24 protein-coding genes are annotated in these 25,616 nt (G+C 42.3%); 5 read left to right on the top strand and 19 right to left on the bottom strand.

From position 1 onward, the window contains the following. Positions 1 to 71 precede the first annotated feature (71 nt). Together DQN48_RS03910 and DQN48_RS03905 are read left to right on the top strand one after the other, a co-directional pair. Complete coding sequence (locus DQN48_RS03910; protein ID WP_013023061.1) at positions 72 to 1,436, top strand: class II 3-deoxy-7-phosphoheptulonate synthase; 1,365 nt, start codon at positions 72 to 74, stop codon at positions 1,434 to 1,436. After that, positions 1,433 to 2,497 (top strand): tyrosine-type recombinase/integrase, encoded by a 1,065-nt coding sequence (locus DQN48_RS03905; RefSeq protein ID WP_013023060.1) that lies wholly within the window; start codon positions 1,433 to 1,435, stop codon positions 2,495 to 2,497. The genes DQN48_RS03910 and DQN48_RS03905 overlap by 4 nt, the downstream gene beginning before the upstream one ends. A gap of 157 nt (positions 2,498 to 2,654) precedes the next feature. On the opposite strand, the gene DQN48_RS03900 is transcribed toward DQN48_RS03905, so the two are convergent. The 10 genes from DQN48_RS03900 to DQN48_RS03860 all read right to left on the bottom strand — a co-directional run bounded on the left by DQN48_RS03900 (position 2,655) and on the right by DQN48_RS03860 (position 12,981). Further along, entirely contained in the window at positions 2,655 to 3,551 is an 897-nt protein-coding gene (locus DQN48_RS03900; protein ID WP_041913121.1) for a hypothetical protein, read from the bottom strand. Continuing rightward, positions 3,535 to 3,708 carry a hypothetical protein gene (locus DQN48_RS07665; protein WP_013023058.1) on the bottom strand — a complete coding sequence of 58 codons (174 nt, stop codon included), beginning with the start codon at positions 3,706 to 3,708 and terminating at the stop codon, positions 3,535 to 3,537. Before DQN48_RS07665 ends, DQN48_RS03900 begins: the two co-directional genes overlap by 17 nt. Further along, positions 3,696 to 4,523, bottom strand: a complete 828-nt coding sequence (locus tag DQN48_RS03895; RefSeq protein WP_013023057.1) for a metal ABC transporter permease — start codon at positions 4,521 to 4,523, stop codon at positions 3,696 to 3,698. Before DQN48_RS03895 ends, DQN48_RS07665 begins: the two co-directional genes overlap by 13 nt. Next, on the bottom strand, positions 4,516 to 5,865 hold the full coding sequence (locus DQN48_RS03890) for an FAD-dependent oxidoreductase (protein ID WP_013023056.1): 1,350 nt from the start codon (positions 5,863 to 5,865) through the stop codon (positions 4,516 to 4,518). Before DQN48_RS03890 ends, DQN48_RS03895 begins: the two co-directional genes overlap by 8 nt. A 1-nt stretch (position 5,866) precedes the next feature. Further along, positions 5,867 to 6,832 (bottom strand): metal ABC transporter ATP-binding protein, encoded by a 966-nt coding sequence (locus DQN48_RS03885; RefSeq protein WP_013023055.1) that lies wholly within the window; start codon positions 6,830 to 6,832, stop codon positions 5,867 to 5,869. A gap of 24 nt (positions 6,833 to 6,856) precedes the next feature. Beyond that, positions 6,857 to 7,702 carry a metal ABC transporter solute-binding protein, Zn/Mn family gene (locus DQN48_RS03880; RefSeq protein WP_013023054.1) on the bottom strand — a complete coding sequence of 282 codons (846 nt, stop codon included), beginning with the start codon at positions 7,700 to 7,702 and terminating at the stop codon, positions 6,857 to 6,859. Next, positions 7,699 to 9,030, bottom strand: coding sequence for an SH3 domain-containing C40 family peptidase (locus DQN48_RS03875; RefSeq protein WP_013023053.1), 1,332 nt, complete (start codon positions 9,028 to 9,030; stop codon positions 7,699 to 7,701). The genes DQN48_RS03880 and DQN48_RS03875 overlap by 4 nt, the downstream gene beginning before the upstream one ends. After that, the gene (locus DQN48_RS03870; RefSeq protein ID WP_013023052.1) at positions 9,024 to 9,365 is read right to left on the bottom strand and encodes an arsenate reductase family protein; all 342 of its coding nucleotides are present in this window, start codon (positions 9,363 to 9,365) and stop codon (positions 9,024 to 9,026) included. The genes DQN48_RS03875 and DQN48_RS03870 overlap by 7 nt, the downstream gene beginning before the upstream one ends. Positions 9,366 to 9,399: 34 nt before the next feature. Then, complete coding sequence (locus tag DQN48_RS03865; protein ID WP_013023051.1) at positions 9,400 to 11,289, bottom strand: motility associated factor glycosyltransferase family protein; 1,890 nt, start codon at positions 11,287 to 11,289, stop codon at positions 9,400 to 9,402. Positions 11,290 to 11,436: 147 nt separating this feature from the next. Next, positions 11,437 to 12,981, bottom strand: coding sequence for a flagellin B (locus DQN48_RS03860; protein WP_013023050.1), 1,545 nt, complete (start codon positions 12,979 to 12,981; stop codon positions 11,437 to 11,439). Positions 12,982 to 13,164: 183 nt separating this feature from the next. Here DQN48_RS03860 and topA point away from each other — a divergent pair, with 183 nt between their 5' ends. Both topA and DQN48_RS03850 read left to right on the top strand, forming a co-directional pair. After that, positions 13,165 to 15,354, top strand: coding sequence for a type I DNA topoisomerase (gene topA / locus DQN48_RS03855; protein ID WP_013023049.1), 2,190 nt, complete (start codon positions 13,165 to 13,167; stop codon positions 15,352 to 15,354). Beyond that, positions 15,351 to 16,307, top strand: coding sequence for a radical SAM protein (locus DQN48_RS03850; RefSeq protein WP_013023048.1), 957 nt, complete (start codon positions 15,351 to 15,353; stop codon positions 16,305 to 16,307). Before topA ends, DQN48_RS03850 begins: the two co-directional genes overlap by 4 nt. A 203-nt stretch (positions 16,308 to 16,510) precedes the next feature. Here the strand turns inward: DQN48_RS03850 and DQN48_RS03845 are convergent, their stop codons facing one another. From DQN48_RS03845 to rplI, 8 genes are read right to left on the bottom strand one after another with little or no spacing between them, the layout of a single operon-like run. After that, positions 16,511 to 18,169 carry a P-loop NTPase fold protein gene (locus DQN48_RS03845; RefSeq protein WP_013023047.1) on the bottom strand — a complete coding sequence of 553 codons (1,659 nt, stop codon included), beginning with the start codon at positions 18,167 to 18,169 and terminating at the stop codon, positions 16,511 to 16,513. Then, entirely contained in the window at positions 18,166 to 18,486 is a 321-nt protein-coding gene (locus DQN48_RS03840) for a hypothetical protein (RefSeq protein WP_041913120.1), read from the bottom strand. The genes DQN48_RS03845 and DQN48_RS03840 overlap by 4 nt, the downstream gene beginning before the upstream one ends. Further along, positions 18,473 to 18,946, bottom strand: a complete 474-nt coding sequence (locus DQN48_RS03835; protein ID WP_041913119.1) for a hypothetical protein — start codon at positions 18,944 to 18,946, stop codon at positions 18,473 to 18,475. The genes DQN48_RS03840 and DQN48_RS03835 overlap by 14 nt, the downstream gene beginning before the upstream one ends. Before the next feature lie 3 nt (positions 18,947 to 18,949). Continuing rightward, complete coding sequence (locus DQN48_RS03830; protein WP_013023046.1) at positions 18,950 to 19,945, bottom strand: L,D-transpeptidase Cds6 family protein; 996 nt, start codon at positions 19,943 to 19,945, stop codon at positions 18,950 to 18,952. 11 nt (positions 19,946 to 19,956) lie between these two features. Then, on the bottom strand, positions 19,957 to 20,871 hold the full coding sequence (gene era / locus DQN48_RS03825; protein WP_013023045.1) for a GTPase Era: 915 nt from the start codon (positions 20,869 to 20,871) through the stop codon (positions 19,957 to 19,959). A 2-nt stretch (positions 20,872 to 20,873) separates the two neighbouring features. Continuing rightward, positions 20,874 to 22,205, bottom strand: coding sequence for an HslU--HslV peptidase ATPase subunit (gene hslU / locus DQN48_RS03820; protein ID WP_013023044.1), 1,332 nt, complete (start codon positions 22,203 to 22,205; stop codon positions 20,874 to 20,876). Then, positions 22,202 to 22,747, bottom strand: a complete 546-nt coding sequence (gene hslV, locus DQN48_RS03815; RefSeq protein WP_041913118.1) for an ATP-dependent protease subunit HslV — start codon at positions 22,745 to 22,747, stop codon at positions 22,202 to 22,204. The genes hslU and hslV overlap by 4 nt, the downstream gene beginning before the upstream one ends. A gap of 5 nt (positions 22,748 to 22,752) precedes the next feature. Beyond that, a complete protein-coding gene (rplI, locus tag DQN48_RS03810) occupies positions 22,753 to 23,202 on the bottom strand; it encodes a 50S ribosomal protein L9 (RefSeq protein WP_013023042.1) in 450 nt (149 codons plus the stop codon). 52 nt (positions 23,203 to 23,254) lie between these two features. Between rplI and DQN48_RS03805 the strand changes: the two genes are divergently transcribed. Further along, positions 23,255 to 23,890: a M48 family metallopeptidase gene (locus DQN48_RS03805; RefSeq protein ID WP_013023041.1), complete on the top strand. Its 636-nt coding sequence runs from the start codon at positions 23,255 to 23,257 to the stop codon at positions 23,888 to 23,890. Positions 23,891 to 24,128: 238 nt separating this feature from the next. Here the strand turns inward: DQN48_RS03805 and DQN48_RS03800 are convergent, their stop codons facing one another. Then, positions 24,129 to 25,523 carry a PhoH family protein gene (locus DQN48_RS03800; RefSeq protein WP_013023040.1) on the bottom strand — a complete coding sequence of 465 codons (1,395 nt, stop codon included), beginning with the start codon at positions 25,521 to 25,523 and terminating at the stop codon, positions 24,129 to 24,131. Positions 25,524 to 25,616: the final 93 nt, after the last annotated feature.

Genomic DNA, 25,616 nt, shown 5'->3' with positions numbered 1-25,616 from the left:
AAAAAGCGAGCTCATGCAAGCGATAAGATCGCATTCTAATAAGCAGAGCCACAAAATTTTAAGGGAATTTTATGAAAAATTGGCATCCTAAATCTTGGAGAGATTTTCCTATCAAACAACACCCTATCTATGCAGATGCAGAGTCCCTGCAAAGCATAGAAGAAGAGCTCAGGCGCTATCCTCCCTTGATCTTTGCAGGGGAAGCGCGCAAACTCAAAAAGGCCTTTGCTCTAGCCAGCCAAGGCGAGGCCTTTTTGCTGCAGGGAGGGGATTGTGCAGAATCCTTCTCTCAATTTAGCGCGATAAACATTAGAGATTTGTTTAAAATCATTCTTCAAATGAGCGCGATTCTCACTTTTGCAGGCAGCTGTCCCATCATCAAAGTAGGAAGGCTTGCAGGCCAATTTGCCAAACCCCGCTCTAGTGAAGTAGAAACACTCAATAATGTCTCTCTTCCTAGCTACCGAGGCGATATTATCAATGATACTACTTTTGATGCATCTAGCCGTGATGCCAATCCCAAACGCATGCTGCAAGCCTACCATCAAAGTGCTGCAACACTCAATCTTTTGCGTGCTTTTGCACAAGGAGGGCTTGCAGATCTCAAAGAGGTCCATCAATGGAATCTGGATTTTGTCAAAAACAATACCTTTGGCAGGCAATATGAAGCACTTGCAGATCGTATCACAGAGACCCTGGGCTTCATGGAGGCTTGTGGGATCAATCCCCAAAATACCCCTGCACTCAAAGAGACGGATTTCTACACCAGTCATGAGGCATTGCTGCTGCATTATGAAGAGCAGTTGGTGCGAGAGGATAGCTTGAGTGGGGATTTTTATGATTGTTCTGCGCATATGCTTTGGATCGGGGAGCGCACCAGGGATCTAGATGGCGCGCATATCGAATTTTTGCGCGGAGTCAAAAACCCCATCGGAGTCAAGATCGGACCCAATGCGACCAAAGAAGAAATTTTGGGACTTTGTGACGCCCTCAATCCGCAAAATGAGCCAGGGCGCCTGAATCTCATCGTACGCATGGGTGCAAAGCTCATAGAAGAGCGTTTCCCAAAACTGCTAGAATGCGTGCTCAAAGAAAAGCGCAGCATCCTTTGGAGTTGTGATCCTATGCATGGCAATACCATCAAGGCAAACAACGGCTATAAAACAAGAGATTTTCAAAGCATTCTCTCTGAGATCCAATCCTTTTTTTCCATACATCAAAGCTTTGGCAGCCATGCTGGTGGGATCCATCTAGAGATGACAGGGGCCAATGTCACAGAATGCATCGGGGGCTCGCAGGCCATCACAGAAAACACGCTTGCGCACAATTATGACACCCAGTGTGACCCAAGGCTCAATGCCACTCAATCCATCGAACTTGCTTTTTTGATCGCAGAATTACTCAAAAAAGCCAAGAAATCCAAAGCTGATTCATGAAATATCCACTAGAGCTTTCCAGCAAGAGTCCTGCGCAAAATCTGCTTGATTGGCTGCGTAGATTTTTGCGCAATAAAATCACCACTTTGTCTAATCGCTTCGTAAAAAATAGAGAAAAGATTTTTCTGTGCCTGGAGGCATTGCAAAATGAAGTCCCTAGTATCACTAGACTGCAAGAAATCTGCAAGATGGCTAGGAACTCTGGCCTCATTGGCATCAACACCTATGCCAATCCTTTGATGAAATTCTATGAATACATCGCACAAAAAAATCTCTCCTCGCTCAAAGAAATCGATGAAGAGGTATTGAATGATTTTTTGGCCATTTATACCAGTGCTCTAAGCACCCAGACGCGCAAAAATTATCGCATCGCGCTGCTTGGGCTCTTTGGCTACATCGATGGGCAAAATGAAATCGCTCCCTCACAATCCTACATCTTTGGAATCACGCTAAAAATTCCCATCAAAAACGCTAGCCCAAAACTCCCTGCTTATCTCAAAAAAGAAGAGATTGAAGGCTTTTTAAATGCGCTGCAAAATTATCCCAGCACACCTATGTTTTGCAGGGATCGCGCCATCATCAAACTCATCATCTACACAGGTATGCGCATCAGCGAGGCACTCTATCTAGGCCTCAAAGATCTCAGACTTGAGGGGGATTTTTATCTACTCAATGTACGAGGCAAGGGGGACAAAACTCGGGTCTTGATGGTGCGCCCAAGGGTCTTGCAAGAAGATCTCAAACAATGGCTCACGGAGCGGGCTAAAATCCCAACCATTGAGCATCATCTTTTGTTTTGCAACAAACATGGCGCCCCCCTGTCACAGGCCTACATCTATAGGATGGTGGACTCGATTTTGCAGTATGCTGGCATCAAAAAAGAAAAAATGGGTGCGCATATGCTGCGTCATTCCTTTGCTACCCTGCTTTATCAAAAGCATAAAGATCTCATTTTAGTTCAAGAGACTCTAGGGCATGCTAGCCTAGACACCAGCAGGATTTATACGCATTTTGACAAAGATCATCTCTACAAGGCTGCCAGCCTCCTAGATGATCTTTAAAAGTTTTTTTGGGGGGTTTATTTTTTGCGTGGAAGTGAAGATAAATCACAGAGGATTTTAAAAAATTGTGTGAGATTTTTTGAAATTTGTGCACAGGCCGATGTCACAGGATGCATCGGGGGCTTGCAACAAAGATAACCCCCATGCGTGCGCGGGGTTAAAACACATAACCAATGCTAGCACCCAGCACCATGGTGTTGTTTTTGGGCTCTACGAAAAACCCTTGAACCTGTCCACCTTTTTTGGCAGCGACAACGTTTGAGTGATCAATCTGCCAAAAATCATAATACAGCTTCACGCGCACCGCGCCACCATTACTCAGATAGAATTTCCCTCCCACAGAGAGCCTGCCCCCACTTCCACCACGCTGGACGAAATGCAGATTGTTATCATAGCCTAGCTTCTTGAAGCCACTGACATTGTTTCCGATGATCAAAAAGCGATATTCCACTGCGCCAAGGATTGAAAAAGTGCTCTTTACAGGGATCTCTCCCATGACACCAATGGGGATGTAGAGATAGCCCTGATCACGTCCATAGGCGTAGTCTGAGACGACATTATTGTGCAAGAAACGATAGCCAAGCCCCACGTAAGCAAAGACAAACTGCTTGTTTTGAGGAAAAAGAGTGACTCCAACCTTGCCATTAATGGCACCATACCAGTCCTTGGAATCAGCAGTATAGGGAGTCACGGCGCGAGTCTGATTGTTTTGCAGTGCACCATCATAGTGATTGGCACCAAGGGATGTAGAAAAATATCCATCTGCCTGAATTTTGAAAAAACTTTTTACATAGCCCACATCGCCATAAAAAGTCATCATCGGGCCAGAGATTTTCATCACACCAGGTTCTTGGTAGCGATAATATTCTATCCCGACATCCAGTCCGCCTACGACTTTGCCTGAGGGATTGGAGTTTGAGTTTCCTTGGGAATTTTTGTTTCTTTTGTTTTTGTGCTTTTGGGGTTTGCTGCGATAGTTTGAATAGTCATCTAGTCCATGGGCTAGCCCCAAAAAAAGGAATCCTGATGTAAGTAAATTAATGATTTTTTTCAAGCAACTCCACCTTTTTTTGTAATTTTCTAATTTCTTTGGTATGCTCCGCGCTGATATTGGCTAGGACGCCCAAGGTAATCAGCAAGAATGCTAACAAAAACACGATCAACATTCCCAAAAAAATGACCTTTTTCATCATTTTTTCTACTTCTTGCATACCAAAAACCTCCTGCAAATTCTATTCCCCAAAAGGAGCGCTGCCATGGAAACCACAGATACTACGACCACACAGGCCCCGATGCTGAGATCCATTTTGTAAGAAAGATAAAATCCACCCCACATGAAGCAGAGTGAAAAAATCCAAGAATAAAACATCTGCTCTCTGAGTGAGGATGCAAAGACATGGGCGATGTATGCGGGGATGGAGAGGATGGAGATGACTAGGATGAGTCCAGCAGCACTCATGCTCATGACCACACCCAAAGAGACAAAGATAAAAATTAGGATCTGAAAGAATGTGGTGGGGATTTTTTTGAGCTGGCAGAATTCTGTGTCATAAAAAATGCTAAGAATCTCACGATAAAAAACAGAAACAAAGAGGATTAAAATGCCATCAAAGATCCCGATGCGCCACAGATCCTGTGTGCTTACTGCGATGATGCTGCCAAAAAGATAGCTTGAGATATCGCTGCCATAGCCCTTGGAGAGGTCGATGCAAATGACCCCTATGGCCATGCCAAACGCCCAAAGTGCTGCGACATAGCTATCTAGGAAATTTTTGTATCTAAAGTAGATAAAAGAAATTAAAAGCGCCATCAACACCGCAGCAATGCTCGCACCAAGAGTGGCGCTAAAGCCAAAAAACAGCGCTAGACCCACTCCGCCAAAGGCCCCATGTGCGACACCCCCTGTCAAAAATACGCTCTTGCTTGATACAACAATAGAACCTACGATGCCTGCGCAAATACTAATGAGGAAGGAAGCAAGAAAAGCGTTGTATAAAAAGGGATAGTCTCTGAAAAAATCAAGCATCTAATTCTTCTGGGCACAACTCTTTTAAAAATCTCTCTTTTTCAAAATTACATTGCAAATACTGTACAATCTCCTCAGCATCAATCATGGCATTTTGCAGGCAGCTAGTCGCTCCAGGGGATGGCGTCATATTGAAGGTGATACCCCTTTGTGTGGCAATCTTTTTCTCCCCAAGCACAAGTTTGCGCGCCTTTCTATCTAGCACCTGAGGACGCACTTCTCCAAATCCCTCTGCATAATGCAAATCAGAGAGTCGGAGGGAGGGGATGATTTTGCGTGCATCTTTCAAAAACTTGCGCTTTCCGATATAGGGCATCTCAAAAATCATATTTTTGATTACATAGTCTCGGATTTCCTTATCCATCAGCAAATCTGCAGCGATTTTCATCACATCCATATTAAGATCGAGCTTTAAAAGCTCTAGGCTTAATTTGCTATACCAATGCTTGCCGCGCTCTAGCTTTGGCATCGCAAGCGCAGTGGGGCCGATACGAGTCTTGCCTTTGATGACCACATCAGGATCCCCATGTAATGCAGCAAAGGGAAGTTTTGGATTTTGCACTGTGTAAACCTTGCCGCGCAAAAGATCTGGTACAAAATAAAAACTCCCCGCCACAGGCAAACATCCCAAATCCATTCCATAACCCATAGATTGAGCCAGTGGCAGTGCATAAGAGCCTGCATCCACTAATACAAACTTCGCATAAATTTCTTCATTTTCCTTTGAGATAACTGCATAGCCATCGCCCCTAGGCTCGATTTTTTTTACCCAGAAATTCAAAAATGTCTGATTTTCCTTGCCCTTGTTCATGCCCTCTTCTATAAAATGCTCACTCAAAAGCCCAAAATTCATCGCACACCATGCTTTTTCATATCCCATGCCTACGACATCTTCAAATCTATCTCTCCCATCATATCCCTCGATAACCTTGGGCTCTAGGAGCTTGATTTTTTGCTTATCAAAAAACTGCATGTCAGGAAATACATCTAAAAAATCCTCATAACGCTGCTTCATCACATCGCATTCTTTGTCACCTATGCCAATGGCCATTTTTTGATCTTCAAAGATGACTTTATTTTGCAGATTTTTCTGCAAGGCATAGTTTCGTACTTTGAGTGCAGATAGACGCACCTTTTTTGCTTTCTCTGCGGTGTAATTGGTTTCAATCGAGCCATCATGAATGGTTTGAGAATTTGCCTTGGAGCTTGAGCTAATATTTGCCCATTTATCACATTTGTCCACGATGGCGATGCTTTTGACATTTGTATATTCACTCAAAACATAAAAAGCCGCGCAACCAGAAACGCCTCCACCAATAATCACTACATCAAACTCACGCATTTTATTCCCTTTCTAGCATTTTATTCAAAATATCAATCTCGCATATATGGCCATCTATAGATAATTCCAGTTTTGGCATATCATGGCTAATGACTTCTTTATTCACAGACAAGACTTTGGAAGCAAAACCAAGTAAGACGGATATGTCATGACTAATCACAATTATAGTATGAAATTCACTCAATTGCTTCAATAAATGATAAATTTCCTTCTGGGTCTTAGAATCAATATTGGAAGTGGGTTCATCCAGCACGATGATCTTTGGATTCCCGCATAATGCCCGCGCAATCAAAACTCTCTGCCTCTGACCACCAGATAGTTCACCGATTTTTTTGGTGGATAGATGTGCGATGCCAAGGCGCTCTAAAATCTTCATAGCCTCTCTATCATCTTTTTTTTGGGTGCGAAAACCAAAAAGACTGGGCCTCAAAAATCCCATACGCACCACATCCATCACCTGGATGGGGAAATCTGTGTTGATGCTGGTATCTTGGGGTACATAGCCAATCTTCTCCCTCATGCCCTCTTGGAAAATAATCTCCCCACTGCTTGGTTGCAGCAGTCCTAGCAGTAATTTAATCAATGTGGTCTTGCCTCCACCATTAGGCCCAATCACTGCCAAAAAATCATTTTTATGGACTTGAAAATTTACATTTTTTAGCACATAGTCTCTAGTATAGGCAAAATACAAATCCCTGCAGGTAATCACTGCTTCTTTTTGCTCACCAGTAATTGCGCTGGGGTTTTGGTGCGGGGATTTTGCACGCTCCAATGTGTTTTTTTGACTTGCTAGATTTTTTTCATGACCTGTAAAAATCTCCTTCACACTCGCCACTGAGGCTTGCCCCTCCCCAGAAACTTTAGTGCCATCACGCGCGCTACTCACATCAGTAGTGCTAGAAACTTTAGTGTTATCTCCACTGCCAATCTCATCCCCTGCCCTACTCCTGTTTTCACCCCTGCTCATTTGACTCCCTCGCTTCTAGGATGCTTATTTTTGATAGGCGATTTTTTCGACAATGTCTAGCAAATTTTTATCCCACTGCCTAGCAAATGGATCTAGCGTAGAGATTTTGAGATGATGGGTTTTTGCTAGGAGTTCCACCTGTCTTTGGGAGAATTGGGGCTGCATGTAGATGACTTTCAGATCCTGAGTTTTAATGATGCGATTAATCTTTTGGAGGTGTTTAATCTTTGCCTCTTTGTTATGCTCTTCCACTGCCCATTCTGTGAGATCATATTCTTTGGCTAGGTATTCAAATGCAGGATGAAATACCAAAAATTCCTTTTTGACTCCCTTTTGCGCAAAAATCTGCTTGATTTTTTGATCGAGATTTTTGAGCTCTTGCAAAAAGCTCTCGAGATTTTTGTGATATATCGCTGCATTTTTGGGATCTTTTGCGCTCAAAAGCTCTGTAATTTTCTCAGCTTGTTTGAATGCAAATTCCATGGACATCCATACATGAACATCATGGCGATCCTCATCGTGATGATCTTTTTCATCATGAGAATCTTCATGCGGGAATTCTTCTTGCATCGCTGCGAGATTGACAAATTCCATTTTTGGGTTTGCGCTGGCAAATCGCATCTTCCACCGCTCTTCAAAATCCATTCCAATGCCAAGGTAGAGCTGCGCATCTTTTAGAGATTTCATCTGTGAGATCAAGGGCTCATAATTCTCAGGATTTTTGCTAGGAGGTACAAGCACATAGGTTTGCACCAAATCTCCTCCAATTTTTTGCACAAAAAACTCCTGAGGCTGGATGCTCACAGCCACCTTGACCTGTGCCAAAACAAAACCAAACAAAACCATCCAAACACCTAGGATTTTTTTCATTTTTTCTCCTCTCCCAAATTCAAAACATAAGCATAAATATCTGACATCCCCAAAACCCTATCTAGCAATGTTTTTTGCTTGGAAAAGATTCCATTTTTGGCTGGAACCAATGTCGTAATCACCACGCTTCCAAACAAGTTCTCTGATTTGACGAAATTTTTTTCGCTCGTCACACTCCAAATGCTATGGGCCACCACTGCCCTACCCTCATGCTCTCCCAAATAAAGCATAATATGCCCCTTGAGCCACAAAAGCGTGGCAAAGGGTGTGGCATTTTTCAGAATGTATTGTTCCTTTTGTTTGGGAGTCATGGATTTCAAGTCTACCATATTGCCTGGATATTTTGCTTGTGCAGCAGAGTTTCTGGGCAAATAGATGCCAAAATTTGCAAAGCTATCACGGATAAATGCAGAGCAATCCCTGCTATCTAGTTTCCCTCCCCAGGCATAAAACTGCCCCATCATACTATCAATAATCTTGGCCATATTCTCTGCATCCAGCTTCTTGGGAAATAAAGAAAAATCCTTCTTATCCACCATCGCCCTCTTAAACCCTACACTCCCATCCCCGCGTCTATAAACTAGTGCGATTGCATAATGATCTTTGTTTTCTTCTTCTATGGGGAAGATCTCACCCATGCGCGCCATGGCCAAAAAATCTTTGTGTTCATCATAGATGGGAATGTGGTCACGATTGGGGATGATGTAGCTTTTTTTTGTCGTCAAAAATTTCTCATCCTTGTCTGTGATCTTGGCGAGTTGGCTCACCTTGACCCAGCCATAGACAAAGCTGCTTTGGATATGCGCCCAATCACGAGTGAGATTGTAATGCGTAATCAAGACAGGTGTGCCCTGAAAGATCAGAGAATTTTGCCAACGATCAAAGGGAAAATTTGTCTGGGATTTGTAGCGCGGCAGGCTGGATGGCACCGCGCGCACAGCGGTGTCTTCTGTGATGATGGCTTTGATTTTAGCAGAGGGATAATGTCCCATATCCATGGAATCATAGATTTTTTGGATCTCTTCTGGGGGATAGGGCTTGAGATTGGGGCCATAGCTTTGGATTTTTTTTAGAGATGGAGCCACCCAAAAAACCTCTGAGCGTTTGGGATTGGGGGCAGAGGACCAAGGGCTATACCACTGCTCTAGATATTTCTTTGCCAAGATATCTTGAATATTGGGCGGCATAGGGAGCCCCAGGCTCATTTGATGTGTAAGGTAGTGATTTACATCCTGGGGCAATGTGGGAGTGGTGACTTGAAGTTTGTGACTGCAGCCTAGCAAAAAGAGAAAAAATAAAAGTCCAAATACACTACCAAACCTTAGCAAAAGACGACCTCATAAGAGCGCTCATCAAATCCAATAATAAGCTCTTTTCCCCCCAAGATCACAGGGCGCTTGATGAGGCTTGGATTCTCTAGGCAGGCAGTGATTTTCTCCTCAGTGCTTAGATTTTTCTCCTTGAGTCTTAGTTTTTTGTATGTCATGCCCTTGGCATTGAGCACCACATCTATACCCTTTTCTTTGACCCAAGATTCTAGCAACTCTTTTGATGGTGGGCATTTTTTGAAATCTACAAATTCATAACCAACGCCCCTATTTTCTAAAAACTCTCTTGCTTTTTTCACACTTCCACAATTAGGAATCCCATAAACTTTTATCATTTCTCAAACTTTTCTCTGAAATTTTTTGCGAATTCTACTCAATTTCTGTTAAATCACAGATGGACTTTCTTACAATCTCAATCACACAGTCCATGCCTCCAGCCAGCGAGAAAAGCCAGTATTTATGCGCATAGAGCCATTCTAGCTGTTTGGCCTTGCGCTCTTCTTCATTTTTTGTATAGCGCACAAGAATCTTAGCGATGTCTAGCTCTTGGTGAAAGATATAAGACTGAATCGCATCGCTAAAATAATTCACAAAATCCACCTCTTCAAAGAGCTTTTTGACCCCATCAAGCTCCTCATTCAATGCGCCAACCTCTTCAAAATCAATTCTATCCAGCGCATTTTGGCGATGTAGTTCCTCAATCTCTTCAGTAAATTTGGCAATTTTCAAAAACAACTCTTCAATCTGTGTTTTTTTCTCCGTGCCATATTCCACAATATGCTGGCATTTTTGGATTGCAAGGGCGAGATTTTTGTCATATTCTTCCTTGCTTGGAGTTTGCAAGACTATGGGAGTCTTTGGGGTTTTGGGGATATCTTTGATGGCTTCTATGAAGGGCATTTCTATGGCTCCATGGATCCGCGCACCTCCCTCAGTGGCATTGATTACTTCGATCTTATAAGGAGTGTGCGCGATATCTGTCTCAAAAAATTGCAAAAACAGCTTCCATACAAGCGTAGTTTCCACTTCGCCACCCCCGCCATATTTCTCTACAAATACCTTTTCCTCTTTAGGTTTGATTTCCCTGCTTCCATAAACCGCATCCAAAGCATGAGAGCTGCCATCCGTACCAAAGGCTAAATCCTGCCCAATTAAAATACAGCGCTTAAATCTCGAATGCACCACCATTTCATAGGCCATATTTGCAGCACTCATCCCAATTCCCAAATATCCATATTGATGGAATCCAAACATATTGGTATAGCCAAAAGGGCGCATAGAAAACTGCTTAATACCCTTAGTGATAGCATCTTTTAGGCTCTTGTGCACGATGGAGGTGATGGCAAAAATCACGCCTTCTTGGGCTTCTTTTGGCGTGTTGGTATAGAATTTTGCCGTGGCCTCTACGCGCTCAAGAGAGAGCACGATATCAGGCTTGATGCCATGCTTATGCAAAATAGGAAAAGAAGCATCGATGCAAAAAATGCTCACATAAGGGGCGATACTTTTTAATAGGGGAATTTGCTTGCTAAGGCTTGGACCAGTGGAGACAATGATTGCAGTATCGCGATTTTTTAGCTCTTTGATGAGACTAATGAGCGTGGGAGAGGCTAGCATATCTGGGAGGTTTGCAATATGCTGCTGCAGGCCGATGATGGCATCCCTTGTGTCATTTCCTACGCTGATGACATTATGCTCAATCACCTCAATAAAATCCCTGCTAATTGCCTTGATATTTTCTTGATAGCTTTCATAAAAGAAATTAAACACATGCAAATCATAGACCTTGGAGTAGAGCTTGCTTTTTTTGTCCATCAGGAAAAGTGAGTCAATCATCACGCTATTGCAATGAGGTCCGTAGAGCAAAATCACTCGATCGCTCCAAATCTCCTCGCTAAAATCCACGAGATTAAGCACGATGAACAAAATCTCAATCTCTGGCTCGATGATTACAAGGCGCTTGAGCTGCTCATTGCCTAAAAGCATTTTGTAAAACACCCCATTCCCCAACCCATAAAAATACAAATAGGGATAATAGCTATAGGGCACAAAATCTGAAATTTTTTGCAGACATTCCTCCAGCGGCTTGTGGGTAAACAGCGGCTTGAAGTCTTTTTTTTGGATGATGTTGAAATCTGCGGGATCCTTGCCATCCATATACACTTCAAATTTTTCATTGGCCCTTACTTGCATGAGTGCTAGAGCCAAAAGAGGATCTTTGCGCTTGAGTACGGTGAGATTTTTGTCATAGATGTCCATTCCATTCCCCTGAAATGAAAATAACCCCAAAGTCTAAAAAAGCGGGGTGGGTAATTAAAAAACCCTCCAGATTGGCATTGGCAAAATGGAGGAGGTGGATGATTTTAAAACAATGAAAAAAGCCTAAAACCAAGGCTTTGAGAAAGGTTATTGCAAAAGTCTTAAGACATTTTGTTGGACAGCATTGGCCTGGGCTAGCGCGAAGCTTCCGCTTTGAGCCAAGATATTGTTTTTGGAGAAGTTTGCAGATTCTGCAGCAAAATCCACATCTCTAATTTGTGATTCTGCAGCCTTGACATTTACCTGAGTGGTGGAGATATTATTGATGGTAGACACCAGTTGGATCTGCACAGAACCCATGTCTGAGCGGACTTTATCTAGCTGAGTGCGTGCAGAGTCCACCATATCCATGACAATCATTGCACCCTTGAGACTGGTCACCCCAGCGCCAATCCCCTGTCTATTGATATCTGCCTGGGCTTTGTTGGCATTGGCGCCAGCAGCAGATGCAATATCTGCACCAAACATTCCCCTGAGTTGTCTGAGGTTGGCTGTGGTCTCAGCCACTCCTTGAGCGGAGTGAAGACCAATGTGAGAGAAATTCACGCCACTTACGATGATGTCTCTAGCATCTGTGCGGATGAGTGTGAGACGTCCTACGATGGCATGGTTATTGCCAGAGATTCCAGTGAAATTCCCCTCGCCAAAAACATGAGAGGCCTCGCCATCTGCATGTACAGAGATCGCCCTTCCATCCAAAGAAACAAGATTGATTCTTCCTGTGATATCCAGTGATGCTTCCACGCCTGTTTGATTTTTGACTGAGTTAATCGCATTGATAAGCCTTCCATCTGAGTCATTTTTGCGCACTTCATTAACCGTCCCAATTCTCACACCATTAATCACAAGTCCGCGTACCGTCCCAGACATCACAGGACTTGTCCCTGTTGCCATAACATTATAAGTAGCTCGTATGCCCAATTTGTCAGAGAAGCGGTTGATGACCTCACTCAAAGCGCCAATCCCCGTGCCCGCTGAAGTAGAAATTCTTACGTTTTCTAGTTCAAAACTATTCACCCCATCTGTCGCCTTAAAATTTAGCGCCACTTCTGTGAGGTTATTTCCCCCAGCACTAGCAAGCATGCCCACACCGCTAAATGATGCAGTTTCCATCCTAATATGTCCGATTTTATCTGAGCTTGTGGGGCCAATGGATGCCTTTACAGTAGTGTTAGAATACGCACCAATTTGAAATTCTTTATTTGTAAATGCACCTGAGAGCATTTGCTGACCATTGAAGCTCGTCGTATTTGCGATATTATCAAGCTCCTCCATCAATCTCCTAATATCACTTTGAAGCGATCTTCTGGATTCTTGGCTTTGACCATCTTGGGCTGCTTGGATGGCCTTTGCCTTGATGGTATCTAAAATTTTTAGTTGCTCATCCATCGCCTTATCAGCAATTTGTATCATACCAATGGCATCATTGGCATTTCTCACTGCCTGTCCCAAACTCTCACTCTGGCTTCTCAGACTATCTGCAATTGCCATCCCTGAAGCATCATCTGCTGCTTTGTTGATTCTTAGACCAGAGCTAAGCTTTTCTAGAGAGCCTGCAATATTTCTATTTGTCTGAACACCTATAGAATGTGCATTTAGCGCCGCGATATTTGTATTTATCCTAAAACTCATGTTGCATCCTTTGCATTTGAACTAAACAAGCCAAGTAAAGCAACAAGCGTTCCACTTTTTGCCGCTTAATTCCTTATCTTTGATTTAAAAAATTGAAAAAAAATGTTGTAGAATTAGCAACCCACCCGATTCCAGTGGAGAAAACCCCGCTAGGCAGGGAAATCCAAAGCATAGAGTATAAAAATGAAAAAATTGATTATTGTAGAATCTCCCGCAAAGGCAAAGACTATTCAGAATTTTTTGGGGGAAGAATATCAGGTCATCGCCTCCAAAGGACACATCCGCGACCTGCCAAAGATGCGGTTTGGCATCCATATCAAACAAGAGAGTTTTGAGGCAAGATATGTCATTGATGAGGATCATCAAGAAATCGCCAAGAATATCAAAGAGCTAGCCAAGCAATCCTCCCAGGTTTACATTGCAACCGATGAGGATCGAGAGGGTGAGGCGATTGGCTATCATATCACCCAGGCCATAGCCAAAGATCCCCAGAGCTTCCCGCGCATCGTCTTTCATGAGATCACAAAAACGGCTATACAAGATGCCCTAGCCAATCCTAGAAACATCGATATGAATAAAGTCAATGCCCAGCAAGCTAGAAGATTTCTAGATCGCATCGTAGGCTTTAAGCTAAGCTCCCTAGTTTCTAGTAAGATCGCCAAGGGTCTTAGCGCAGGAAGGGTGCAAAGCGCAGCGTTAAAAATCATCATTGACAAAGAAAGAGAGATACAGAAATTTATCCCACTGGATTACTACAGCATAGAAGGCAATTTCCTAGGCCTATCTGCGCAGCTCATCGCCTATCAGGGCAAAAAACTAAAAGAACAAGAGATTACAGAGGAAGCACGTGCAAAGCAGATGCAAGAAAACTTACAAAAAAATCTCTACACTATCGGGGACCTGCAAAAAAAATCCAAAAAATCCCCCACCCCCCCGCCTTTCATGACCTCGACATTGCAGCAAAGCGCTTCTAATTTGCTAGGCTACTCGCCCACAAGGACCATGAGCATCGCCCAAAAACTCTATGAAGGAGTCCAAACCCATCAGGGTTACATGGGAGTCATCACCTATATGAGGACAGATAGCCTCAATATCGCAAAAATCGCCCAGGACCAAGCGCGCGAACACATCCTCAAAGCATTTGGGCAGGCCTATCTACCCAAAAAGCCCAAAATCTATGCCACCAAAAACAAAAGTGCCCAAGAGGCCCATGAAGCCATCCGCCCCACAAATCTAGACTTCACTCCAGAGATTGCCAAAAACTATCTTAAGAATGAAGAATTAAAGCTTTATACCCTAATCTATCATCGCTTCCTTGCCTCGCAAATGGAGGATGCGATTTTAGAGAGTCAAAGCATCACCTTTATCGGTGAAGAGGGAGAGTTCAAAGCCAATGGGCGCAGACTCCTTTTTGATGGATTTTATAAAGTGCTTGGAAATGAAGACAAAGACAAGCTTTTGCCAGAATTAGAGGTGGGCGCAAAGATCAAACCACAATCCCTAGAGGTCAACAAACATACCACACAACCCCCTGCCCGCTATTCAGAGGCCTCTTTGATAAAAATACTAGAGAGCCTAGGGATTGGGCGGCCTAGCACCTATGCCCCCACCATCGCCCTGCTCAATAGCCGCTACTACATCAAGATCGAAAACAAGCAAATCCATCCACAAGAAAGTGCCTTCAAGGTTATCGAGATGCTAGAAAATCATTTTGATAAAATCGTGGATGCGACCTTTAGTGCTTCATTAGAAACTAAGCTTGATGAGATTGCAGAAAATAAGCAGAATTGGCAAAAATTCCTCTGGGATTTTTATGAACCCTTCATGGAGCAAATCAATGCTGGCAAGACAGACATTGCCTCCCAAAAAATGAAAATTCCCACGGGCGAATACTGTCCACAATGTGGCAGCGAGCTTCTTTTGCGCGAGAGCCGCTATGGAGAATTCACCGCCTGTGGTGCCTACCCCAAATGCAAATACATCAAACCCCAAGAAGAAGAGGGAGAAAAAGATCCTGAGTCTTGTGAGAAATGCGGAAAGCCCATGGTGACAAAAATGGGACGCAATGGCAGCTTTTTGGCCTGCAGTGCCTACCCAGAGTGCAAAAACACCAAAAGTCTCTTAGCCAAACCCTCCCAGCAAAAGGTGCTAGAGGGTGTTGCTTGCCCAGAATGTGGCGGAGAGATCTTGCTGCGAAATAGCCGCAGGGGGGCGTTTTATGGTTGTTCTAATTATCCTAAATGCAATTTTCTCTCCAAATTCCCCCCCACCAATCACAAATGCCCTGAATGCAACTATCTCATGAATGATCGCACCTACAGAGGCAGGGCAATTTTTGAATGCATCAAATGCAAACATAGGGTCGATCAATGATCCTCTTTGGCCCCATTTTTTCGCGCAGATTTGGCACTTCACTTGGCATCGATCTCTCTCCTTATGCCAAGCAGTGCAATTTTGACTGCCTTTATTGCGAGCTAGAGGGCAAAAAAGCCATGCGAGAAATGCGAGAAATCATCCCAGTAGAAGAGATCCTAAAAGAGCTTTGCCACACGCCATTGCAAAATATCGATGTGCTTACCATCACCGCTAATGGCGAACCCACACTCTACCCCCATCTCTTTGAGCTCATCACAGAAATCAAAAAGCAAATCCCTCCCCATATCCAAACCCTGATCCTTAGCAATGGTTCACGTTTTGGGGAGCCTTCTGTGCAAAAAGCCTTGCTTCTTTTTGACAAGGTGAAATTTTCTTTTGATGGGGGAAATGAGAAGATCTTCTCGCGCATCGATCGACCACACAAAAGCCTAAATCTTGAAGAAATCGCGGGGGGGATTTTGGAATTTAGTAAAATTTATAAGGGTGAGCTCATCGCAGAGATTTTGTTTGTTAAAAACATCAATGATGGGCGCGAAAATCTCAATTCTTTGGTGGAATTCTTTGGGCAAATCAAGCTCTCGCGCATCGATGTGGGCACCATTGATAGGCCACCAGCCTACAAAAGCACACCACTAAGTCTCTTGGAGCTAGAAGAGATTGCTAGGTTTTTGCAGCACCATCTCCCAAACACTCCCATCTCCATCCCCAAGCGCGCAAGCGCTCCGCTAGATCCCACTGCCATACCCGCTGAAGTCACTGCACCCGCTGCGCCAAAGATTTGCGCAGAGCAGCTCTATGACCTCATCAAGCTCCGCCCACTAGAACTCTCTGAGGCAGATGCCATGCTCGATTTTGAAGCAAAGGCAGAGCTAAAATCCCTGCTAAAGGATCAAAAAATCTTCATCACAGAGATCAACTCCCTTTGCTTTTATACCATCAAACAAAAATGATGACCAAAATTCTCACGCCAAAAATCCCTAATCCATAGAAAAGCACAAATTCCCAGTGCGCAAAAACCCTCATCAAAGCTTTTGTTTGCTGCAAGGTTATGGATTGAAATCCATGGATTTGGTGGAAATGCAAAAAAAGTCTTTTGAATTAAAGAGGCTCAAGGGGAAGAGAAGGGATTGTTTAAGAGAAGGAGTTAAAAAAATCATTTTGGAATTGGAAGGAGTTTTATCAAATCATTTTGTGGAAGATCGATGTTTTTTCGTTCCAATGCTTCTTTGAGCGGGATGAAAAAAGTATACCGATCTACCCAAAAATATTTTTCACGATCCTCATTCCGCTTATCCCTTACCCAAGGGTATGCATGCTCGCACCATTGATGCAATAGTTCTAAGCAAGCATCTTTATGTTCTTCCATAATAAGATCCAATAAAGAACCCCTTGTTAGATCCAATATAGAACGCACTTCAGAGGTGCTTAAGGCTTCTTCTCTCTTGTTTTTAGGATCAAAAACTCTTGATGAATAATTTAGAATCCTAAAACCAAAGATATAAGGAAGGGCTTCTAAATTGTTTTGATGTTTGAGAAAGAAATTGATGGAAGCCTCTTTAAGATCATGATTAGCTTGTTGCAACTCTTGTAAAAAATCCTTATGAAAAGAAGTGTCTGATAGAATTTTGTGGGTAAAATTTTTAAGAAAATTTCTGTGTTTCTCTAGCAGTGTTAATCCACTCTCTTTTGCAGAGTAGATTCGCGTATAGGAAAAGCCTGTTTGCTCAATCAACATAAGAACTTTGCCCAATATTGGCGAAAAATATCTTCTCAATAAATCATTGCCAAATGAAGCGCATGGGGATAGCAAATCTGTTGTCACAGCCATGAGTAAAGAAGAATCTCTGAAATAATCTGACAAACCAGATGAAGCGGCTGGAAAACGCAAAGCTGGTGGTGTTATAGAGGAGGCATATGCTTCAAAATCAGCTTGAAAGCAATAGGCATAAACAAGAGAATAGAGCAAATAGCAATAAGTCTTCTCAAAATCCTCGGAAGGATATCCTATAGAAAAATCTTTTAGAAGGATTTGGTAGGCATAATTCACTCTATTCAAATCCCTCAAATTCGTAGAATGATGAAGTTTTAAGAGCTCATCAACATTGAGAATCTCAGGCAAATACTGATAAGAATCAAAATCCCTGCTGAGTTTGAATGCCAATAGAGAAAACTGCTCTGCGGTGGATGGGGCAAATTTTATTTGAAAATCAAATACCTTTTCCTTGTATTTTTCAAATATGCTCTTATTCCTTGCATTCCTCGTTGGCTCAGACTTGTTTGAATCATTTTTTGGATCGGGTTTTTCGATTTTAAATAACTCATCTTCATTGTAGAGTACAATTACAGAACATCTCTTATTCTCTTTGAGCTCACATATTAGCCCCAAGCTATCCTGCAAGGGGATTTTATCTGACAATCGCTCAAAGTCATCGATGCATACAACCGCATCGCGCAAGTCTTTTTCTCCAAAGAGATTAAAAATAAAGCCAATATTGGGGGCCAGAGCTTTGCCAAAGATCTTGGAAATATTTTTCATCACCTCTAGCTTTGCATTTGCTGCTTTCAAAAATTGCGCTACGAGATCTTGAATAATGTCTTGTTCATTATTTTTACCAAAAAATGAAGTGTAAAGCACTTTTTTCTTCAACTCAGTCGCCAGTAATGGAGCTAGCATGTTTTTCCAAAAATAAGTTTTTCCTACACCCCATTTTCCATTGATTGCAATAGCAATAGGCCTATCTTTATTTTCTTTAATAATTTCCATGATTTTTTCTTTGCAAGTATCTCTGTCTGCAAAATCAACAGGATTCATCTATTTTTCCTTTCGGATTCTGAAGAGGATCCCGTTTCCCTCGCATCAATAAGTCGCGAAAAATCTCTATTGCTCTGGATATCTTGACTCAGTCCAATGATTCTAAAGAAATACTCAATAATCATCTGCTTAAAATCGCCATAGGCTTGCGTGATTTTTCTAATTTCTTGTTCATCGAGATTTAAATCCTCTCCGTGTGCTAGAGCATTGCGATACCCAAGAATTTGCTCACATAGTCTTTTCCTGCATTCCTTATTAAAATACTCTCTGGTAGCCCTGCATTTTGTATTTGCTAGAGAAACGCTAAAGAATTTCATAAGTTGTTGGAGCGCTAATACCATATTCTAGGCTTTTTCTGTATTGCTCAAGCACTTCCTTAGAAAAATTATTTTCTTTCAGTATCTCAAGTGCCTTATTGATTTGCTCAATTTGCTGGGATTTTTGCGCCTCATCCACCTTGGCTATTTGTTGCTGCCCAATCAGATTTTCAACCATACAAATCATAAAAAACAAGTCCGAATACAAATCAATAGCCCGACCTTTTTTATTGATGATCTCCAAAATCCCTGCAACATATTGAAATTTTTTACTTTGGATATAAAAATCAATCCATTTCTCAAGTACTGCAGAGAAATTACCTATCTCATGAAATTGTATGACAGTTCCATCCCCCCAAGTTCCTTCTCCTTGTGAAAGAAAATAAGCTCCTTGAGCAATCAAGGAATACACATTTTTTGGGATTACATCCCACTGACCTAGGGCAAAATCCGCACACAAGGCTTATTTTTCGATAAAAATAGAAGCCTTGTTGTCATGGATTTGGACATAGAGCTCTTTGCTGTCTTTAGAGTTGTAGGTCATGGATTTGTTTTTGTAGGCAGTGTAATGCTGTAAAAAAGTCACGCGAAAAAGCTGCTTCCCCTCAATATTGGGATAGGGCACGACATCAATATCATAGAATCGAATGCTTTTTTCTTCTTTCTTGTTGAAGACTCTGGTTTTGTAGGCGCTGAACTTAGCCAACGAGGAACCATCTGCTTTTTTGAAGTCTGGCGCATAAAATCCCAGGTAGCGCTTGATGTCATTATGCACCCAGGCATCTTTCCACTGATAGAGCATAGAGAGAATGAGTGCGAGATCCTTTTTTTCTGCTTTTGGCAGATCCTTGTCATAGGAGAGAAGCAGGGTTTTTTTATAATCGATGGTTTTGTTAAATTCTTGGATGAGGTTATTTTCTACCGCGATGCAACCCTTGGTATTTTGGTCTTTACGATCGCCATTGAGAGGCAGGCCATGCAGCCAGATTCCAGATCCTGTACGATTTAAAAGATTGTCATAGGTGTTGGGATAGTTGGTGGCAAATGCCATGGGGCCATAGTATGGATCGAGCTTTTCAAGCAATTCTACAAAATTATACACCCCAATGGGCGTGACCTTATCACCCTTTTTTTGCTTGGCCCCTCCTCCTATGCCCATGATGGCATTTGTTTGCTGCAGCTGCGTAAGATGGCCGTTTTCTATCTTGTAGAGAATGAGACTGGCATTATCTTTGTTGAAAAGAAAGAGAAAATTAGCGCCTTCATAGTAGCCAAAATCCGTATCTTGATTCCCCAAAACCTCCATCCAAAAACTCTCTTTTTCCAAAACTTTATCTAAAATCTGCCTGGTGGACTCTATCCCGTTGTGGCGGTAATTTTGCACGATCTCCACCAAGCTATTTTCCGTACTAAATCCCAAGGAAAAAAGCAAAAAAATTAATGAAAGTTTCTTTAGCATCCTAGTCCCTTCTAGTCATCTATGTCATAACCAAAATTTTTGAGTTTGTCTTTTTGTTTGCTCCAAGATTTTTGCACAAAAACATTCAATTGCAAAAATATCTTTTTTTCTGTTAAGTGTTCAATCTTTTCTCGAGAATGTCTGCCAATGCGCTTGATGGTGCTTGCATTCCTGCCAATAACCATCGATTTTTGGCTTTCTTTTTCGACGAAAATTTTAGCAAAAATTTTCTCAAACAGATCCCCCTCTATCACTTTTTCTATCACAACTTCACTCTCATAGGGCAGCTCCTCGCTCAAAAAATCAAACAGACTCTCGCGAATCAATTCCTTGTAAATATCACGCATCTTGTGATCTGTGAGCTGATTCATGTCAAACAAAAAGGGCGACTTAGGAAGATAATGATGAATGACTCTAAGTAACGCAGAAAAATCCTCATCTTTTTTGGCGCTAAAGGGAATGATGGCTAGAAATTTGTCCTGATGGCATTGGTAGGAATCTAGCAGGGATAAAAGCTTTTTTTTATCAATGAGATCAATCTTATTGAGCAAAATGATGTGAGGTTTATTTGCATTAAAGGCTAAAAATTCCTCATAAGTCTGGCGCGCATAAGGATCGGTGGCACTGATGATAAACAAAATCAAATCGCTTTCTTGATGCGCTCTCATAGCCTCTTTGAGCATGAAGACATTGAGTAATTTTGCGCCCTCATAAAGCCCGGGAGTATCCACAAAAATGATCTGACTTTGGATTCCATCCTCCTCAAAAGGAATGATGAAATTCATTCTTTTTCTCGTAGCATTGGCTTTGTGAGAGACTAATGCGATCTGCTGGCCTATAATTTTATTGAGAAAGGTGCTTTTGCCTACATTGGGCTTGCCGATCACACCTACATATCCACACCGCGTCTGCTCATTTGTCTGCATCTTCAAAGGATGTATTTTGCCAGATCTGTGTTTTCTACAAGATTTTCTAATTTTTCTTGGATGTGATTTTTGGTGATGGTGTAGGTTTTGCCAGCATGCAAATCCGCATCAAAGCTAATCTCTTCTAATACCCTCTCCATCGTGGTGTGCAGCCTGCGCGCGCCGATGTCTTCGTTTTTTTGGTTGGCATGGTAAGAAAGCCTAGCTAACTCTCTTAGTGCATCATCCTCAAAGACTAGATTTACATCCTCTGTGCTAAGCAATGCCTGATACTGCTTAATAATGGAGGTTTTTGTCTGAGTGAGGATTTGATACATCACTTCCTCACTTAGAGAATCTAGTTCCACGCGGATGGGAAATCTCCCCTGCAGCTCTGGGATGAGGTCGCTGGGCTTGCTTAGGTGGAATGCTCCTGCAGCGATGAATAAAATGTGATCAGTTTTGATCGCACCATATTTGCTATTCACCATGCTACCCTCTACGATGGGTAACAAATCCCGCTGTACGCCCTCTTTGCTGGGATCTTGTCTTGATCCATCCCTGCTTCCAACAGCGACCTTATCGATTTCATCGATGAAAATAATCCCACTTGTTTGGGCACGCTCCAAGGCCTCGGTTTTGATTTTTTCCATATCCAAAATTCTCTCGCTAGCCTCTTCTTGTAGTGCAATCTTGGCTTCTTTTATGGTCATTTCTTTTTTTATCATTTCTTGGTTTTTGCTGAGCACCTTGATGATACTCTCTTGGACTTTGATAAGCTCAGGAGGCATGTTATTGTCATTTTCTAACAGCCTTTTTTGAATCTCAATTTCTATTTTGACATGATCCATCGCCCCATTTTTCACCTTTTGGTACATTTTCTCAAAGCTCTGGGTGTATTCTTCTTTTTTCTCTTGGGTGATGGTGTCTGGGAGTGGAGGCATCAAGATTCTTGTGATCTTTTGAAGGATGTATTCTTGGATTTGAGTTTGTGCGCTTTGGCGACATTCACTCTCCACAAGATGGATGCTAGCACTCACAAGATCGCGCACCATAGACTCCACATCCCTCCCCACAAAACCCACTTCTGTGTATTTACTCGCCTCTACTTTCACAAATGGCAAATTCATCATTTTGGCCATTCTGCGCGCGATCTCTGTTTTCCCTACACCCGTAGATCCGATCATCATAATGTTTTTGGGTGTGACCTCTTCGCGGATTTTCTCATCAAGCTGCAAGCGACGATAACGATTCCTCAGTGCAATAGCAATGGCCCTCTTGGCCTCATCCTGCCCAATGATATACTCATCTAGATGCCTGGTTATTTCCCTTGGTGTCATGCTTTGCTGATTCATTCTAGCTCCAAAATCTTGATATTGGTATTCGTATAAATACAAATTTCACCAGCAATATTCAAAGCATTTTGCACAAGCTCACGTGGATGGAGAGAAGTAAAGCGATCTAGCGCTCTAGCTGCACTTAGCGCATAATTTCCACCACTGCCAATGGAGGCAATTTTGTTGTCCTCAGGCTCGACCACATCGCCCGTTCCACTGAGAATAAAAATATGATCCTTATCTAATACAATCATCATCGCCTCAAGCTTGCGCAGATATTTATCCTTCCTCCACAGCTTGCTAAATTCCAGCACACCGCGCACCAAATCCCCTTTTTTGTTTTCCAAAATCTGCTCAAACATATCAAACAGCCAAAAGGCATCTGCGGTGCTGCCTGCAAAGCCACTTAAAATCCTATTGTTGTAGAGTTTACGAATCTTAGTGGCATTGCTTTTGAGCACACAATTCCCAAAAGTCACCTGCCCATCCCCGCCGACAATGGCATATTTCTTGCCTTCATATTCCCCTCTATAGCCCAATATGGTAGTTGCTTCAAACATCTCCCTCACCCTTGTGCAACTACTTCAAGCTTGAGTACGCCAGAAATTCCATCCCCAAGCTTAACCTCCACCTCATGGCTGCCCAAATTCTTGATGGGATGCTTGATCTCGATGTCTTTTTTATTGAGCTCTAAATTGTGCTGAGAATGCAGGGATTCTGCGATCTCCTCTTTTGTGATTGCCCCAAATAGCGCATCATTTGCACCGACTTTTTTGCTGATACTCACAGTAATACCGCTAAGTGTTTGGATGAATTGTTTTTTTTCCGCAAGCTCTAACGCATGGATTTCTGCCTCTTTTCGCATTTGAGCCTGATGTTTTCTAATTACTTCATTGGTTGCGTGTTTTGCCTTGCCCTTTGCGATGAGGAAATTCTGTCCATATCCATCTTTGACTTCGCAGATATCGCCTATTACGCCCAACCCCTTGACATTTTCTAAGAGCAAAACCTTCATTTTTCATCCTTTTTTCAATGTGCTAAAATTCTAGCAAAGAAAAGACAAAAAAATGAAACCCCAGAATATAGAAATCCATAGGAGAAAAAAAATCAAAAGCATCAGGCTGGCCATCAAAGGGGATTTAAGCCTGCATATTTCTGTGCCCATGACCTATGACCAAAACCAAATCAAAGCGCTTTTAATTAAATTTGCTCCTTGGATTGAGAAATCCCTAAAAAAAATCCTACAAACCCAGCAAAAACAAGAAGACATCCTGCGCGCTCATCCCCAGCAAGTTCCTATATTTGGGGATTGGCGCGAAGTCTCTGAATACAAAAGCATAGAGTTACTTAGAAAAATCTTGCTAGAGATGCTAAAAGAGCGCGTAGGACACTGGGCAGCAAAGATGCAGGTCTCCCCGCAAAAAATCTCCATCCGATCTAACAAAAAAATCCTAGGGAGCTGCAATTACAAAAACGACCTAAGTTTTTCGATTCTGCTTGTTTTTGCCCCCATTTCTCTCATCGATTCTGTTGTGATCCACGAACTCGCTCACATTTTGCACAAAAATCACAGTAAAAAATTCTGGGATTTTGTGGGGCAGTTTTGTAGGGATCATAGGGATGCGCGCAGGATTTTTAAAGAGCAAATGGGGCTGTATGTGCTTTTTTATGAGCATTACTATGAATCCCAAAAATCTAGCTAGATTTTTGGATGCCTTTGAGTGCCATATCATCTCAAAACTTCAAGCTTTATCTTGCCTAGCTTATTCTCCCTCACACCCTACCCTCATCAAGGAAATAAGAGCCACGCATAAGAATCAAAAACACAAAATACCCCGCCGCGCTGTAAAACCCCACAAAAGCTACCAAACCACTGATCTTTTAGGTGGATACAAGGGTGCAGACAGAGGTAACTACAGCAAAACTTCCGCTGAAAAAATCCTAGAAATTTTCTTCAAAAAATGTCGCTACCTCACTGCGAATCACTTGTTTGAGCTTTATGCCAGCAATGCCATCTTTGCTCAATGCCTTTTGCAATAAACTCACTGCGCCATTGCGAAATTTGGACAAAAAAGGATGATCAATTTGCTTCCAATCCCCCAAAAAACAGATGCGAGAATTCTCTCCAATCCTCGTACCAATGAGCTTTAGCGTAGCATTGGAGGCATTTTGCACTTCATCAAAAATCACAAATTTGTTGCTGATGGTGATGCCGCGTGCATGGGCGATGTCAATGACCTCAATTTTGTGCTTTTGCAAAAAATACTCTGTAGCATCTTCTTTTTCTAATGTGTTGACCTCCCCGCGATATTCGATGCGCTTAGCTAGAGACTGGGCCTGCAAAGTGTGAATAGTGAAATTCACTGCACTAAAAAGCGGATACATAAAATAATGCAATTTTTGCTGTTCATCTCCCTTGCGATAGCCAAGCTCAGCAGCGCTATCATTGGCAGTTACAGTGTTGCGCAGATACAAAATCCCATCAACAACCTTGTTTTTGACCAGATGAATGCCTGCTTGCAATGCCATTAATGTCTTGCCACTGCCCGTAGATCCACTCACAATTGTAATGGTATTTTGAGGGTGAATAAGCAGTGCATAAAGCATTTTCTGCTCCAGATTCATGGGTAAAATATAGGGCTGGGTGCTTTTGAGGATCTCATCAAAATTCAATAATTCTAACTTGCCATTATTTTTGATCCCATAGAATTTCCTGCCGGTCAAATAACTACTAGAACCTGTGCTATCTTTTTCTGCGATTTCAATTAATCCCCAATTGCTCATCTGCAAAAATTGCGGATCTTGAGAGAGAGCCTCTTGCATGTTTTCTTCTTTGTGGATGGAAAATCTCTGCCAAAAGTCAATTTTTTTAGGATCCTCCACGCGGTCGCGATAGAGAGATTTGCTTTCCACTCCGCGCGCTAGCAGACGGATTTTGAGAGCGATATCATTGCTCAAAAGAGTGAAATGATAATCTTGGGCAATCTCTGCGATCTTGCTATCATTGAGACCATATTCTTGAGTGGAAGTGCGATATTTTTGGCGGTGGATGAGGATGATGGGAATTTGGAGGGAATTTTTTTCAAATAATACGACTTTGAAAAAATCCCCCTGCATGGGAGGAGCACCCTCATATATAGGAGCATTTTCCTCTTTAATGCAACGAAAAAACTCCCTGGCAAAATAACCATTTTGATTATCAAAATTCTTGTGTCTATCGAGTTCTTCAATAACAATGTCGCTAATAAAAATCTGCTTTTCATAGCTTTGAAAAACATAGCAAACATTCTCCACATCATCCAGGATAATGGAGGTATCTAGCAAAACTCCACTCAAATCATGCTCCTGCTCAATTTTTGCTTTATTATATTACAATTCCCGCGCAAAGACTCTCCTTGCAGAGTTTAGAAAAAAACTAAGGAAATCAAC

This window comes from Helicobacter mustelae, from assembly GCF_900476215.1.
In the GTDB taxonomy this organism is placed as follows: domain Bacteria; phylum Campylobacterota; class Campylobacteria; order Campylobacterales; family Helicobacteraceae; genus Helicobacter_H; species Helicobacter_H mustelae.
The sequence above is the reverse complement of the archived record's forward strand: the minus strand, read 5'-3'. Positions and strand labels throughout refer to the sequence as shown.

What these genes read in the sequence shown, in the direction of transcription:
- DQN48_RS03910 (WP_013023061.1), top strand. Translation starts at nt 72, where the DNA reads ATGAAAAATTGGCATCCTAAATCTTGGAGAGATTTTCCTATCAAACAA.
- DQN48_RS03905 (WP_013023060.1), top strand. Translation starts at nt 1,433, where the DNA reads ATGAAATATCCACTAGAGCTTTCCAGCAAGAGTCCTGCGCAAAATCTG.
- DQN48_RS07665 (WP_013023058.1), bottom strand. Translation starts at nt 3,708, where the DNA reads ATGCAAGAAGTAGAAAAAATGATGAAAAAGGTCATTTTTTTGGGAATG.
- DQN48_RS03895 (WP_013023057.1), bottom strand. Translation starts at nt 4,523, where the DNA reads ATGCTTGATTTTTTCAGAGACTATCCCTTTTTATACAACGCTTTTCTT.
- DQN48_RS03890 (WP_013023056.1), bottom strand. Translation starts at nt 5,865, where the DNA reads ATGCGTGAGTTTGATGTAGTGATTATTGGTGGAGGCGTTTCTGGTTGC.
- DQN48_RS03885 (WP_013023055.1), bottom strand. Translation starts at nt 6,832, where the DNA reads ATGAGCAGGGGTGAAAACAGGAGTAGGGCAGGGGATGAGATTGGCAGT.
- DQN48_RS03880 (WP_013023054.1), bottom strand. Translation starts at nt 7,702, where the DNA reads ATGAAAAAAATCCTAGGTGTTTGGATGGTTTTGTTTGGTTTTGTTTTG.
- DQN48_RS03870 (WP_013023052.1), bottom strand. Translation starts at nt 9,365, where the DNA reads ATGATAAAAGTTTATGGGATTCCTAATTGTGGAAGTGTGAAAAAAGCA.
- DQN48_RS03865 (WP_013023051.1), bottom strand. Translation starts at nt 11,289, where the DNA reads ATGGACATCTATGACAAAAATCTCACCGTACTCAAGCGCAAAGATCCT.
- DQN48_RS03860 (WP_013023050.1), bottom strand. Translation starts at nt 12,981, where the DNA reads ATGAGTTTTAGGATAAATACAAATATCGCGGCGCTAAATGCACATTCT.
- topA (WP_013023049.1), top strand. Translation starts at nt 13,165, where the DNA reads ATGAAAAAATTGATTATTGTAGAATCTCCCGCAAAGGCAAAGACTATT.
- DQN48_RS03850 (WP_013023048.1), top strand. Translation starts at nt 15,351, where the DNA reads ATGATCCTCTTTGGCCCCATTTTTTCGCGCAGATTTGGCACTTCACTT.
- DQN48_RS03845 (WP_013023047.1), bottom strand. Translation starts at nt 18,169, where the DNA reads ATGAATCCTGTTGATTTTGCAGACAGAGATACTTGCAAAGAAAAAATC.
- DQN48_RS03840 (WP_041913120.1), bottom strand. Translation starts at nt 18,486, where the DNA reads ATGAAATTCTTTAGCGTTTCTCTAGCAAATACAAAATGCAGGGCTACC.
- DQN48_RS03830 (WP_013023046.1), bottom strand. Translation starts at nt 19,945, where the DNA reads ATGCTAAAGAAACTTTCATTAATTTTTTTGCTTTTTTCCTTGGGATTT.
- era (WP_013023045.1), bottom strand. Translation starts at nt 20,871, where the DNA reads ATGCAGACAAATGAGCAGACGCGGTGTGGATATGTAGGTGTGATCGGC.
- hslU (WP_013023044.1), bottom strand. Translation starts at nt 22,205, where the DNA reads ATGAATCAGCAAAGCATGACACCAAGGGAAATAACCAGGCATCTAGAT.
- hslV (WP_041913118.1), bottom strand. Translation starts at nt 22,747, where the DNA reads ATGTTTGAAGCAACTACCATATTGGGCTATAGAGGGGAATATGAAGGC.
- rplI (WP_013023042.1), bottom strand. Translation starts at nt 23,202, where the DNA reads ATGAAGGTTTTGCTCTTAGAAAATGTCAAGGGGTTGGGCGTAATAGGC.
- DQN48_RS03805 (WP_013023041.1), top strand. Translation starts at nt 23,255, where the DNA reads ATGAAACCCCAGAATATAGAAATCCATAGGAGAAAAAAAATCAAAAGC.